Origin of the sequence: Nonomuraea maheshkhaliensis (assembly GCF_039529435.1) — a bacterium.
In the GTDB taxonomy this organism is placed as follows: Bacteria; Actinomycetota; Actinomycetes; order Streptosporangiales; family Streptosporangiaceae; genus Nonomuraea; species Nonomuraea maheshkhaliensis.
Window position 1 is genome coordinate 79,341 of sequence record NZ_BAAAMU010000004.1, and the last position, 13,546, is coordinate 92,886.

At 71.1% G+C, this 13,546-nt stretch carries 10 protein-coding genes; 7 read left to right on the top strand and 3 right to left on the bottom strand.

The window, feature by feature from the left end:
- Positions 1-29: 29 nt before the first annotated feature.
- From ABFX54_RS04470 to ABFX54_RS04480, 3 genes are read left to right on the top strand one after another with little or no spacing between them, the layout of a single operon-like run.
- Positions 30-542: a PadR family transcriptional regulator gene (locus tag ABFX54_RS04470; RefSeq protein ID WP_346101601.1), complete on the top strand. Its 513-nt coding sequence runs from the start codon at positions 30-32 to the stop codon at positions 540-542.
- A 10-nt stretch (positions 543-552) separates the two neighbouring features.
- Positions 553-1,431 carry a 1,4-dihydroxy-2-naphthoyl-CoA synthase gene (locus tag ABFX54_RS04475; protein ID WP_346101602.1) on the top strand — a complete coding sequence of 293 codons (879 nt, stop codon included), beginning with the start codon at positions 553-555 and terminating at the stop codon, positions 1,429-1,431.
- Positions 1,424-2,377: an aminoglycoside phosphotransferase family protein gene (locus ABFX54_RS04480; RefSeq protein WP_428834498.1), complete on the top strand. Its 954-nt coding sequence runs from the start codon at positions 1,424-1,426 to the stop codon at positions 2,375-2,377. The genes ABFX54_RS04475 and ABFX54_RS04480 overlap by 8 nt, the downstream gene beginning before the upstream one ends.
- Here the strand turns inward: ABFX54_RS04480 and ABFX54_RS04485 are convergent.
- Positions 2,367-3,290 (bottom strand): NADP-dependent oxidoreductase, encoded by a 924-nt coding sequence (locus tag ABFX54_RS04485; protein ID WP_346101604.1) that lies wholly within the window; start codon positions 3,288-3,290, stop codon positions 2,367-2,369. The genes ABFX54_RS04480 and ABFX54_RS04485 overlap by 11 nt on opposite strands.
- A gap of 196 nt (positions 3,291-3,486) precedes the next feature.
- On the opposite strand from ABFX54_RS04485, the gene ABFX54_RS04490 reads away from it, so the two are divergent.
- Genes ABFX54_RS04490 through ABFX54_RS04500 form a run of 3 tightly spaced genes read left to right on the top strand, consistent with a single transcriptional unit; the run spans position 3,487 to position 10,888 of the window.
- Positions 3,487-3,981: a hypothetical protein gene (locus tag ABFX54_RS04490; protein WP_346101605.1), complete on the top strand. Its 495-nt coding sequence runs from the start codon at positions 3,487-3,489 to the stop codon at positions 3,979-3,981.
- Positions 3,981-6,074, top strand: a complete 2,094-nt coding sequence (locus ABFX54_RS04495; RefSeq protein WP_346101606.1) for a flotillin family protein — start codon at positions 3,981-3,983, stop codon at positions 6,072-6,074. Before ABFX54_RS04490 ends, ABFX54_RS04495 begins: the two co-directional genes overlap by 1 nt.
- Positions 6,071-10,888: a DNA repair ATPase gene (locus ABFX54_RS04500; protein ID WP_346101607.1), complete on the top strand. Its 4,818-nt coding sequence runs from the start codon at positions 6,071-6,073 to the stop codon at positions 10,886-10,888. The genes ABFX54_RS04495 and ABFX54_RS04500 overlap by 4 nt, the downstream gene beginning before the upstream one ends.
- Before the next feature lie 125 nt (positions 10,889-11,013).
- Here ABFX54_RS04500 and ABFX54_RS04505 read toward each other — a convergent pair whose 3' ends face one another.
- Positions 11,014-11,454, bottom strand: a complete 441-nt coding sequence (locus ABFX54_RS04505) for a MarR family winged helix-turn-helix transcriptional regulator (protein WP_346101608.1) — start codon at positions 11,452-11,454, stop codon at positions 11,014-11,016.
- Between the two features lie 85 nt (positions 11,455-11,539).
- On the opposite strand from ABFX54_RS04505, the gene ABFX54_RS04510 reads away from it, so the two are divergent.
- Positions 11,540-12,685: an FAD-dependent oxidoreductase gene (locus ABFX54_RS04510; protein ID WP_346101609.1), complete on the top strand. Its 1,146-nt coding sequence runs from the start codon at positions 11,540-11,542 to the stop codon at positions 12,683-12,685.
- Here the strand turns inward: ABFX54_RS04510 and dapA are convergent.
- Entirely contained in the window at positions 12,647-13,525 is an 879-nt protein-coding gene (dapA, locus tag ABFX54_RS04515) for a 4-hydroxy-tetrahydrodipicolinate synthase (protein WP_346101610.1), read from the bottom strand. The two genes, ABFX54_RS04510 and dapA, sit on opposite strands and share 39 nt — an antisense overlap.
- Positions 13,526-13,546: the final 21 nt, after the last annotated feature.

The following is a 13,546-nucleotide window of genomic DNA, read 5'->3' on the forward strand; positions in this document are numbered from 1 at the left end:
TTTCTCTGGAGACATGTCAACATAGGAATATGAGTCTTCGCCATGCCGTGCTCGGCCTGCTGTCAGAGGGGCCGGCGAGCGGTTACGACCTGCTGAAGCTGTTCGACGTCTCGCTCGCCAACGTGTGGCCCGCCACGCAGAGCCAGCTCTACACCGAGCTCGGCAAGCTGGCCGAGGCGGGGCTCGTGGATGTGACGGCGCAGGGCCCGCGCGGTCGCAAGGAATACACGATCACCGAGGCGGGCCTGGCCGAGCTGCGTCACTGGATCACCGACGTCGAGCCCACCCGGGTCGTGCGCAGCGACATGCTGCTGCGCGTGTTCTTCCTGGCCCAGGTCTCGCCCGAGCAGGCCAGGAGCTACCTGCGCCGCCAGGCCGAGCTGGCCGCCAAGCAGTTGGAGCACCTCGCGAGCATCCGCGCGTTCGTCGAGAGCGGCGAGGACAACCTGTCGGCGTACGGCCGGCTCGCCCTCGAATACGGCCGGCGCCTGGCCGAGAGCCAGGGCGAGTGGGCCGAGTGGGCGGAAGGGCGCATCGGTTAGGCTTCCGGCCATGGTCTCCGAACTGTTCGATCCCAAGGCGTGGCAGGCGGTCGAGGGATTCGATTTCACCGACATCACCTACCACCGTGCGGTCGACCAGGGCACCGTGCGCATCGCCTTCGACCGGCCCGAGGTCCGCAACGCCTTCAGGCCGCAGACGGTCGACGAGCTCTACCGCGCGTTCGACCACGCCCGGCAGAGCACCGACGTCGGGTGCGTGCTGCTGACTGGCAACGGCCCCTCGCCCAAGGACGGCGGGTGGGCCTTCTGCTCCGGAGGCGACCAGCGCATCAGGGGTAAAGACGGCTACCAGTACGCCGACGGCACCCCGTCCACCGGGCGGCTGCACATCCTGGAGGTGCAGCGGCTGATCCGCTTCATGCCGAAGGTCGTGATCTGCGTGGTGCCCGGCTGGGCCGCGGGCGGCGGCCACAGCCTGCACGTGGTGGCCGATCTCACCCTGGCCAGCGCCGAGCATGCCCGCTTCAAGCAGACCGACGCCGACGTGGCCAGCTTCGACGGCGGGTTCGGCTCGGCCTACCTGGCCCGGCAGGTGGGCCAGAAGTTCGCCCGCGAGATCTTCTTCCTGGGAGACACCTACAGCGCGGCCGACGCCCACCGCATGGGCATGGTCAACGCCGTGGTGCCGCACGAGGAGCTGGAGGCGACGGCCCTGGAGTGGGCGCGCAAGATCAACGGCAAGTCGCCGACCGCGCAGCGGATGCTCAAGTTCGCCTTCAACGCCGTGGACGACGGGCTGGTGGGGCAGCAGGTGTTCGCCGGTGAGGCGACGCGGCTGGCGTACATGACGGCCGAGGCGACCGAAGGCCGTGACTCGTTCCTGGAGAAGCGCGAGCCCGACTGGTCGCCCTTCCCCTGGCATTTCTGAGACCGTGCCCATCGAGATCCCCGGCGCGCTAGCCACCGCTCACCTGAAGTACGGCGGCGAGGCCGGCGCGGCGTGGACGGCCGCGCTGCCGGCCCTGGCCGGGCGCTATCTCGACGAGTGGGACCTGAGCCCGGACGGCGCGCCCCGGCACGGGATCATGGCGCTGGTCCTGCCGGTGGTGCGCGCCGACGGCACGAAGGCCGCGCTCAAGCTGCAACCCGTCACCCCCGAGACCGTCCACGAGGGCCTGGCCCTGCGCACGTGGGCGGGCGACGGCTCGGTGCGGCTGCTCGACGCCGACCCCGAGACCGGCGCCATGCTGCTCGAACGGCTCGACGGCGGCCGTTCCCTGGCCGCCGTGCCCGACGTCATGCAGGCCCTGGACGTCCTGTCCGGCCTGCTGCGCCGGCTGGTGGCCCGTCCCGCGCCCGAGGGGATGCGCCGGCTCGACGACGTCGCGCGGGCGCTGCTGGAGCGGGCGGAGAAGATCGCCGCGCGGCCGATCCCCGAGGAGGACCGGTACTGGGTCGGACTGTGCGCCTCGGCGGTCGCCGACCTGGTCTCCGACGCCGGGGAAGACACCGGGGAAGACACCGAGGCGGGCGAGCGGCTGCTGCACTGGGACCTGCACTACGACAACGTGCTGGCCGGCGAGCGGGAGCCGTGGCTGGCCATCGACCCCAAGCCGCTGGCCGGCGACCCGGCGTTCGAGCTGCTGCCCGCCCTGCACAACCGCTGGGACGAGGCGCTCGCCACCGGCCACGCGCCGCGCGAGGTGCTGCGGCGCTTCGACTTCATGGTGGACGCGCTCGGCCTCGACCGGCGGCGGGCCGCCGGGTGGACGCTCGGCCGGGTGCTGCAGAACCTGCTGTGGCGCCTGGAGGACGGCCACGGGCCGGACGGCGTCCAGGATCAGGTGGCGCTGGCCATGCGGGCTAGATGGTGAGGACGATCTTCCCCTGGCCGTGGCCGGTCTCGACCTCGCGGTGCGCGTCCGCGGCCTCCTCCAGCCGGTACGCCCTCCGTACCGGGAACGTGAATTCCCCCTGCGCGCACAGCCGGGCGTAACGCCCGAGCCGCTCGGCCGTGCGGTCGCCCCTGACCAGCCTGACCCCCAGCCCGGCCGCCTTGTCGTGCTCGACCAGGGTCACGATGCGCCCGCGGTCGGCGACCAGGTCGAGCGAGACCTCCAGCGCGTGCCCGCCGGCCCCGTCGAGAACCGCGTCGATCCCGCCCGGCGCGAGCGCGCGCACCCGGTCGGCCAGGCCCTGCCCGTACACGACGGGGACGGCCCCGAGCGCGCGCAGGTAGTCGTGGTTGACCTCGCGCGCGGTGCCGATGACGGTGGCCCCGCGCCTCCTCGCGATCTGCACGGCCGCCGTGCCCACGGCTCCCGCCGCGCCGTGCACGAGCAGCGTCTCGCCCTCGGCCAGCCCCAGCCCGTCGACGGCCAGCTCGGCCGTCTGCACGCCGGCGGTCAGCCCGCCGGCCACCTCCCACGGCACGGCCGGCGGCTTGGGCGTCACGTTGGCCGCCGGCACGACGACGTACTCGGCGTAGGCGTTCAGCGCGGTGAACCCGAGCACCTCGCCGCCCGCCGCCACCCCGGTCACGTCCTCGCCCACCTGGTCCACCACGCCGGCGAACTCGTTGCCCGGGATGCGCGGATAGCCGGGGTCCTCGATGTACGGCGGCAGCCAGCCCTGGCGTACGGCCGTGTCGAAGGGCTGCACGCCGGCCGCCCGCACGCGCACCCGCACCTGGCCTGGACCCGCCTGCGGGGCGGGCAGTTCCATCACTTTCAGCACCTCGGGGCCGCCCGGCTCGGTGAACGCCGCCGCCCGCATCAGTTCGGTCATGGCAGCGAGCCTGCATGCTCAACCATGGTTGAGGTCAAGTGCCTTCACCGTTTCGGGAACTTTCTTCTTTAGTTGCGCTTTATCTAGATATAGTCCGACAGGACGTACACAGGGGGATCAGGTATACCGAGGCGGGATGACCGACTTCTTCACCATCGCACTGGGCTTTCCGACTGTCATTTTCAGTTTTCTTCTCGTGGTCGTCGCCGCTTACTGGCTGACCGTCATCACCGGCCTGTTCGAGCTGGAGGACGACGCCACGTGGCTGGGACTCGGGGGAGTTCCCGCCGGGATCACGCTGTCGCTGCTCATCGCGTTCGCCTGGCTGCTCTGCCTGATCGGCAGCGTGGTGGTGGCGGGCGGTGGCCTGCTGATCGCCGTCCCCTTCGCCGCCGCGGCGGGCGCCTGGTTCGCCGTCCGCGGCCTCGTGGTGCCGTTACGCAGGCTGTTCCCCGAAGGGGACCGGCACTCGCGCGGCGACTTCGTCGGCCAGATGTGCGTGATCCGCACGGGCACGGCCACCCCTGACTTCGGCCAGGCCGAGGTCACCGCCGCCGACGGCTCGTCCGCGGTCGTGCAGGTGCGCACGACCGGTCAGGACCGCCTCGCCCGCGGCCAGAACGCACTCATCTTCGACTACGACAAAGACGGCGAATTCTTCTGGGTCATGCCGTACGAAAGTGAGCATTGATGGACGTCATCTCCACCGGGTTCGGCGTATTCCTCGCCGTCATCCTGATCATCGTGATCGGTCTCCTCCTCGTCGTCGGGCGATTGTTCCGCAAGGTCGAGCAGGGCAAGGCGCTCATCGTCTCGAAGGTCAACAAGGTCGACGTCACGTTCACCGGCGCCGTGGTCCTGCCCGTGGTGCATAAAGCCGAGATCATGGATATCTCGGTCAAGACCATCGAGATCGAACGGACCGGCCGCGAGGGCCTGATCTGCCGGGACAACATCAGGGCCGACATCAAGATCACGTTCTTCGTCCGCGTGAACAAGACCGCCGAGGACGTCATCAAGGTCGCCCAGGCCATCGGCACCGCCCGCGCCAGCGACGAGACGACGCTGCAGGAGTTGTTCAACGCCAAGTTCTCCGAGGCGCTCAAGACCGCGGGCAAGCACCTCGACTTCGTCGACCTCTACACCAAGCGCGACGAGTTCCGCGACGAGATCGTCCGGATCATCGGCACCGACCTCAACGGCTACAGCCTTGAGGACGCCGCCATCGACTACCTGGAGCAGACCGCGCTCGGCCAGCTCGACAAGAGCAACATCCTCGACGCGCAGGGCATCCGCAAGATCACCGAGCTGACGGCGATCGAGCACGTGCGGACGAACGAGTTCCAGCGCAACGAGGAGAAGGAGATCACCCGGCAGAACGTGGACGCCCGCGAGGCGATCCTGGAGCTGGAGCGCCGCCAGGCCGACGCCGAGCTCAAGCAGCGGCGCGAGATCGAGACGGTCAAGGCCCGCGAGGAGGCCGAGATCGCCCGCGTGCAGGCTGAGGAGCGGCTGCGCGCCCAGGCCGCGCACATGAAGACCGACGAGCAGCTCGGCGTGCAGAACGAGAACCGGGCCCGCGAGATCGCCGTCGCCGAGAAGAACCGCGAGCGCGTGATCGCCATCGAGTCCGAGCGCATCGAGAAGGACCGCCTGCTGGAGGTCATCTCCCGCGAGCGGGAGACCGAGCTGTCGCGCATCGCCAAGGACAAGGAGGTCGAGTCCGAGAAGCGCTCGATCGCCGAGGTCATCCGCGAGCGCATCGCGGTCGACAAGACCGTGGCCGAGCAGGAGGAGTCCATCAAGCGGCTGCGTGTGGTCGAGGAGGCCGAGCGCACCCGCCAGCAGGTGATCATCGCCGCCGAGGCCGAGGCCCAGGAGAACCTGGTCAAGGACATCAAGGCGGCCGAGGCCGCGGAGGCCGCCTCCAAGTTCAAGGCCCGCGAGGAACTGGTGCTGGCCGAGGCCAGGCAGCAGGCCGCCGAGCTGGACGCCAGGGCCAAGATCCGGCTCGCCGAGGGCATCCAGGCCGAGACGGCCGCCGGCGGGCTGGCGCAGGTCCAGGTCAGGGAGCGCGACGCCGAGGCCATCGAGAAGGTCGGCCGCGCCGAGGCCGTGGCGCTGAAGGAGAAGCTCGCCGCCGAGGCCGACGGCGCCAGGGCCATGGCGCTGGTCGAGGGCGACCGGCTCAAGGCGCAGGCCGAGGGCGAGCAGGCCATGGCGCTGGCCGGGGCCGCCGCGGTGGGCGAGAAGCTCAAGGCCGAGGCCGAGGGTCTCACCGAGAAGGCGGCCGCGCTGGCGGCGCTGGACGAGGCCAGCAGGGCCCACGAGGAGTACCGCCTGCGGCTGGAGGCCGACAAGGAGATCCGGCTCAAGCACATCGACGTCAGCCGCCAGGTGGCCGAGTCGCAGGCCAGTGTGCTGGCCGCCGGGCTGGCCAAGGCCAACATCGACATCGTCGGCGGCGACACGATGTTCTTCGACAAGGTGGTCGGCTCGATCACCGCGGGCAAGGTGGTCGACGGCTTCGTCGGCCACTCGGAGATCGCGGGCGCCGTCGCCGCCCCGTACGTCAACGGCACCGCCAGCCTGGCCGGCGACCTGGCGAGCGTCATCAGCGGCGTGAGCACCACGGACCTGAAGAACCTGACCGTGTCCGCCCTGCTCATGCGGCTCATCCAGGACGGCGGCCCGCAGTCGTCGGCCCTCGGTGAGCTGCTGGACACCGCCCGCAGGCTCGGCGTCGCGGACTCGCCGGTGGCGGCGCTGGCCGGGGCCAAATGAGCACGATCGAGGCGGGGCTGGAGGCGGGGACGTACGAGGTTCTCAGGAACCGCCTCCAGGCCCAGGCCAAGGCCCTCGCGGCGGCGGCCGAGGGGGTCAACCAGGAGCGGCTGCGCGTCTTCGGCGGCGCCGAGCTGCGCCTGCTGGGGACCGAGCGGATCCGGACCGAGAACAACTGCGTCCCCAGGGACATCGTCTCCCTGGGCGACGTGATGCTGTTCGGCTACAACGTCTTCATCGGGCTCAAGCCGGAGACGACCGTGGCCGACGTGTTCGCGGTGCACCGCTTCTCCAGGGACGGCGACGCCTTCAGGTTCGACGCGGACAAGCTGGAGACGCTGGCCGACCCGGCGTTCAAGAAGGACTTCGCCGAGCTGTACCGGTACTACAAGGAGACCAGGCTGCAGCAGTTGCGGCGGGTGGACGGCAAGCTGCTGGCCGTCTTCCGTACGGGTCCCGCCGACATCCGGGTGCTGCGCTGGGCAGTCAGCAATGGCGGGATCACGAAATATGTGGACAACCGGGGTGAGCGCGATCACACGTTCCCCCCGTCCCACGACTTCGAGTGGACGGTCACCACCCGCGACGACCACGTGCTCGGCCGCCATCCGCACGTCTCCATCGAGGGCGAGGTGTTCGTCGAGACCCTCGGCGGCGACCTGACCATCAAGGTCGAGAACAACACCGAGACCGGGGCCGGCATCTACGCCGAGCCGGTGGCCGAGCCGCTGCAGAGCCTGGCCGACGCCGACATCGAGTACGCCCGCGTCGGGCCGCTCATCCTCATGCGGATCAGACCGTACAAGGAGGAGGACTGGCGGCACCTGGTCTTCAACACCCGCACCAAGGCCGTGGTCCGGCTCGACGGCATCGGCCAGGCATGCCAGCGGCTGCCCGAGGACCAGGGGCTCATCTTCCCCGGCGGCTACTACCTGACCACGGGGGTCAGCAAGACGTTCGACACCGACGTCAGCGACCTGGAGTTCGAGCGGGTGGTGCGCTCGCCCAACGGCGAGGACGTCCTGTACGTCTTCCACACGCGGGGTGACGGGCGCTCGCTGCTGCTGCCGTACAACGTGATCAGGAAGGAGGTGGCCACCCCCATCGTCTGCCACGGGTACTCGCTGTTCGACGACGGCACGATGGTGGTCTTCCGCGCCACCTCCGAGGAGCCCACCCGGGTGCATCCGATGCAGGTGTGGCAGACGCCGTACGTGTCGGACACCTACGCCGCCGCCCAGCCGGCCGGGACCGGGCCGCTGGAGCGCATCGGCAACGCCGAGCTCGTCCGCGGCATCTCCGACTGCCTGTCCGTGTCGCGGATGGTCGAGGAGATGGCGCCGTCGGCCGGCACGTTCGAGGGCCTGATCGCCGCCTGCACCCGTACCTTCGACTCCTACCACTGGCTCGGCGAGCACGGCCTGCTCGGCCCGCTCACCGACGTGCGCGCCACCGCCGAGCAGGTCCTCGACGAGTACGAGAACGTCGAGCAGCTCACCCGCCACGCCGCGCAGACGCTGGCCGCGGCCACGGAGGAGACCACCCAGCTGGTCCGCCGGGCCAGGGCCGACACCCCCGCCACCGCCGACGCCTGGGTCACCCTGCTGGCCACGCTGCGCCGCGCCCAGGGCCGCCTGGTGACGCTGCGCGAGGTCCGCTACATCGACCTGGCCGCCATGGACGAGCTGTCGGCCTCCCTGGCCGAGGAACTGGACTCGGCCGGGCGGCGCGCCGTGGACTTCCTGTCCGGGCAGGACGCCTTCACCGCCTACCACGCCGCCGTCGAGACCCTGGCCGCCGACGCCGCCGCCATCGCCACGGTGGCCGAGGCCGCGCCCGTCGCCGACCGGCTGGAGGAGCAGAGCGAGGGCCTGGAGGTGGTCACGGAGGTCGTCGGGTCGCTCGACATCGCCGACGCCACCGTGCGCACCTCGATCCTGGGCCGCATCGCCGAGGTGCTCAGCGGCGTGAACCGGGCCAGGGCCGTGCTCGACGGACGCCGGCGCGACCTGCTCGGCGCGGAGGGCCGCGCCGCGTTCGCCGCCGAGTTCGCCCTGCTCGGGCAGGCCATCACCGGCGCGCTGGCGATGGCGGACACGCCGGACAAGTGCGACGAGCAGCTCGGCCGGCTGATGCTCCAGGTCGAGAACCTGGAATCCCGCTTCGGCGAGTCCGACGACTTCGCCGCGCAGCTGGCCGCCAAGCGGGAGGACGTCTACGAGGCGTTCTCGGCCCGCAAGCAGACCCAGCTCGACGACCTGGCCCGGCGCGCCGACCGCCTCTTCGCCTCAGCCGAGCGCGTCCTGGGCAGCATCACCAGGCGGCTGGCCTCGCTGTCGTCGCCGGACGAGGTCAACACGTACTTCGCGACCGACCCGATGGTGGCCAAGGTGCGCTCGGTGGCCGGGGAGCTGCGCGCGCTCGGGGACGCCGTACGGGCCGAGGAGCTGGACGGGCGGGTCAAGTCGGCCCAGCAGGAGGCGGGACGCGCGCTGCGCGACCGGCTCGACCTGTTCTCCGACGGGGGCGAGACGCTGCGGCTGGGCCGCCACCGCTTCGCCGTCAACACCCAGCCGATCGATCTGACGCTGGTGCCGCACGACGGGTCCATGCACTTCGCGATCACCGGCACCGACTACCGCGCGCCCGTGCCCGGCTCGTTCGCCGACACGCGGCCCTTCTGGGATCAGCTGCTGGTCTCGGAGACGCCCGAGGTCTATCGGGGCGAGTACCTGGCCGCCTCGCTCCTCGACTCGGCCACCCCCGCGGACGAGCTCGGCGAGCTGGTGCGGCGGGCCGCCGAGACTCGGTACGACGAGGGATATGAGCGCGGGGTGCACGACCACGACGCGGCGGCCGTGCTCGATACGTTGGTGCGGTTGCGGGAGGGGGCCGGGCTGCTGCGGTATCCGGCCGAGGTCCGGGCGGCGGCGCAGGTGTTCTGGGCGTTCGGGGTGGACGAGGTTTCACGTAAAACATTCACCACCCGGGCCGTGTCGCTGGTGCGGGCGCGGACGGTGTTCGGGCTGTCGCCGGCGCTGAGCGACCTGGGGCGCGAGCTCGGCGACCTGATCGCCGCCTTCCTCTCCGAGGCTGGGGATGAGGTGGCGGCCGGCGGGGCGGCGCGGGTCGCCGGTGAGTACCTGGTCGAGGAGCTGGGCTCCACTCCCGCCGGCTTCATCACCGCCAAACAGGCCCGCGACCTGCTCGACGGCTTCCGGCAGACGCTCGGCCCGGCGAGGACGCGCGAGTTCGAGGACGACCTCAAGGCCCTGCCCCTGCCGGAACGCCTCCAGCTCGCCCGCGCCTGGCTGACCGCCTACCACCAGGGTCCCGAGGTCGCGGAGGCCATCGCCGTCCTGCTGTGCGACCTGCCCCGCCACGATTCCAGCGCCGCGACCACGGCGACGGTGGAGGGCCTGCTCGGCGCCCACCCCCGCATCAAGGACCGCAAGCTGGAGATCCGCCTGGACGAGATCCTGACCAGAACGCGCACGTTCGCCCAGGAACGGGTCCCCGCCTACCGCGCCTACCAGCGCCGCAGGAGCGAGCTGATCGAATCGGAACGCCGCCGCCTGCGCCTGGACGAATACCGGCCCAAGGTCATGAGCGCGTTCGTCCGCAACCGTCTCCTCGACGAGGTGTACCTGCCGCTGATCGGCGACAACCTGGCCAAGCAGCTCGGCGCGGCCGGCGCCGGCAAGCGTACCGACCAGATGGGCCTGCTCCTGCTCATCTCCCCGCCCGGCTACGGCAAGACCACCCTGATGGAGTACGTGGCCAGCCGCCTCGGCCTCGTCTTCGTCAAGGTGAACGGCCCCGCCCTGGGCCACGAGGTGACCTCGCTCGACCCGGCGGACGCCCCCGACGCGACGGCCAGGCAGGAGGTGGAGAAGATCTCGTTCGCGCTGGAGACGGGCAACAACACCCTGCTCTACCTCGACGACATCCAGCACACCTCGCCGGAGCTGCTGCAGAAGTTCATCTCCCTCTGTGACGCCCAGCGCCGCATCGAGGGCGTCTGGAACGGCCGCACCAGGACCTACGACCTGCGCGGCAAACGGTTCGCGGTGTGCATGGCGGGCAACCCGTACACCGAGTCGGGCCGGCGCTTCCGCATCCCCGACATGCTGGCCAACCGGGCCGACGTGTGGAACCTGGGCGACGTGCTCTCCGGCAAGGAGGAGCTGTTCGCGCTGAGCTACGTGGACAACGCTCTCACCTCCAACCCCGTGCTCGCTCCCCTGTCCGGGGGCGACCGGGCGGACGTGGAGCTGCTGGTACGCCTGGCCAAGGGCGACCCGACGGTCCGGCCCGACCAGCTCAAGCACCCGTACACGAAGCCGGAGCTGGACCAGATGCTCAGCGTGCTGGCCAAGCTCGTCCGGGTGCAGGAGGTGGTCCTGGCCAACAACCAGGCCTACATCGCCTCGGCCGCCCAGTCCGACGCCGCCCGTACGGAGCCGCCGTACCGGCTGCAGGGCTCGTACCGGAACATGAACAAGCTGGCCGAGCGGATCGTCCCCGCCATGAACGACGCGGAGCTGGAGGCGGTGATCGACGACCACTACCTCGGCGAAGCGCAGACGCTCACCAGCGACGCGGAGGCGAACCTGCTCAAGCTGGCCGAGCTGCGCGGCCGGCTGACCCCGGCCCAGGCGCAGCGCTGGGCGGAGGTCAAGGCCGCCTACGTCAAGGCGCGGGCGCTGGGCGGGGCGGAGGACGACCCGATGGTGCGCGCGGTGGGCGCGCTCGGCCTGCTGGCCGACCGGGTGAGCGAGGTCGGCACCGCCATCAAGGACTCGACCCGCTGACCCGGCCGGGCTCGCTCAGACGCCACCACGACGGCCACCGGGCCCGCTGAGACGCCGCCACCACGGCAACCCAGCCCGCTGAGACGCCGCCACCACGACGGCCACCCAGGACCGGAGGAGCGTACCTACTCCTCCATCAACCCCTGGGTGGCCTCGCGCTGGAGGGCCGCCGAACGGTTGAGCCAGTCGAGGATCAACTCCAGCTCCTCATCGCTGTACCGCTCGTACAGCTGCGACAACGCCACCACGAACGGCTCGAACAGCTCCGAGAACCCGGCCACCCGCTCGTAGTTGATCTCGACGATGACCCGCCGCCGGTCCTTGGTGTCGCGGACGCGCCGCACCAGCCACTTGCCCTCCAGCCGGTCGATCAGCCCGCTGACCGTGGCCGGCGCCAGGCCCGTGTGCTGGGCGATCTCCCCAGCCGTCAACGGCCCCAGGCGTTGCAGCAGGTCGAGCGTCTTCTCCTCGGTCATCCCCAGGCCGAGCCGCCCGCCCATGGCGCTGTGGTACATCACGGCGGCGTTGCTGTGCTCGCGTCCCGCGACGGTGAGAGCCTCCAGCAATTTAGTTCGTCGATCCGAAATACCCCTCGACACCGCCCACCGCCTCTGCCTAATATTTCGTTCGGCCGAACGAAAGGATATCACCATGAAGGCTCTGATCATAGGCTGCGGCATCGGCGGCCCCGTCACCGCGATGGCGCTCCGCGAGGTGGGCGTCGAGGCGGAGATCTTCGAGGCGTACGAGCAGGGCGCGGACGACGTCGGCACCTTCCTGAACGTCGCCTCCAACGGCCTGGCCGCCCTGAGCGCGCTCGGCGCGCACCGCGAGGTCCTGGCCACGGCCATCCCCACCCCGCGCATGGTCATGTGGAGCGGCTCGGGCAAACGCCTCGGCGAGGTGGCCAACGGCCTGCGGCTCGACGACGGCACCGTGAGCCACACGGTCCTGCGCTCCGAGCTCTACCGGGCCGTCCGCGACGAGGCCGGGCGGCGCGGCATCCGCGTCTCCCACGGCAAGCGCGTGATCGCGTACGAGGACACGGGACAGCAGGTGACGGCCACGTTCGCGGACGGCACCCAGGCCACCGGCGACCTGCTCATCGCCTGCGACGGCGTGCACTCGCGCACCCGGACCCTGCTCGACCCGCGGGCCCCGGCGCCGCGCTACAGCGGCCTGTACAGCTTCGGCGGCATCGTCGAGGACGCCGGGGTGTCCGGCGAGCCCGGCGTGTACAACATGGTCTTCGGCAAGCGCGCGTTCTTCGGCTACACGGTGGCCGAGTCGGGCGAGACCTGGTGGTTCGCGAACCTGCCCCGGCGGCTCGGCGACGTGCCGCCCGACTGGACACCGGTGCTGGCCGAGGCGTTCGAGGACGACGCGAACTTCTCGGCCGGCCTCATCCGCCGCGGCGGCGTCGAGTCGGCGCTCCCGGTGTACGACCTGCCCCCGGTGCCCGTCTGGCACCGCGGCCGGGTGCTGCTGACCGGCGACGCCGCCCACGCCACCTCGCCCAGCTCCGGCCAGGGCGCCTCGCTCGCCATCGAGGACGCGATCGTGCTGGCCCGGTGCCTGCGCGACAGCGGCGGGCACGAGGAGGCGTTCCGGCGCTTCGAGGCCGAGCGGCGCCCGCGCGTGGAACGGGTCGTCGCCTACTCAAGGACGATCAGCAACAGCAAGGCCGCGGGCCCGGTCGCCCGGGTGTTCCGCGACCTGATGCTGCCGTTCTTCCTCAAGCGTGGCGCGAGCCAGGAGTCACTCGCCTGGATGTACCGCTACCAGGCGAGCCTGTGACACCGACTCCGCGCCGGCCGGCACGAGCGGCAGGCGCACGTCCGGGGTCGGGATCAGGCCCTGGGCGTGCAGCACACCCTTGATCACCGTCGGGTTCGGCTCGGCGAACAGCGCCGCCGACAGCCGGGCCAGCCGGTGCCCCAGCCGCCGCGCCCGTACGGCGTCCCCGTCGTGCCACGCGGCGACCAGGTCGGCGAAGCGCCTGGTCTCCAGGTGCGCGGAGGCGAGGATGCCGCCCGCCGCCCCGAGCGCGAGCAGCGGCGAGATGAACGCGTCATCCCCGCCCAGCACCTCGAACCCGTCGGGCAGGTCACCCAGCAGGCTCACCGCGTCCTGGTCGATCCCGCCGGCCGCGTACTTCACCCCCGCGATTCGCGGATGCTCACCGAGCCGGCGCAGCGTGGCGGCGCTGACGCTCTGCCCGGTCCGATAGGGAATGTGGTAGATCACCAGCGGCACCGGCGTCTCCTCCGCCAGCGCCTCGAAGTGCGCGACGACGCCGCGTTCGCCGGGACGCAGGAAGTACGGCACGATCACCAGCGCCGCCCCCACCCCAGAAGGCAGCTCGCGCAGCGCCCGCGCGGTCGAACGCGTGTCGTTGCCGGTCACCCCCACCGTCAGCAGCGCTCCCCGCTCGGCGCAGACCCGTGCGCACACCTCGATCACCCGCGCCCGCTCCCCGGGGTCGAGCGTGGCCACCTCTCCGGTGGTGCCCAGCGCCACCAGCCCCTTCGCGCCCTGGTCGAGCACCTGGTGGGCGAGCTTCTCTATCGCGTCCAGGGCCACCTCGCCCGACGTGTCGAACGGCGTGACCAGCGGTACGTGGATTCCTCTCAACATGCTTCGAGCCTCACCCCTGCC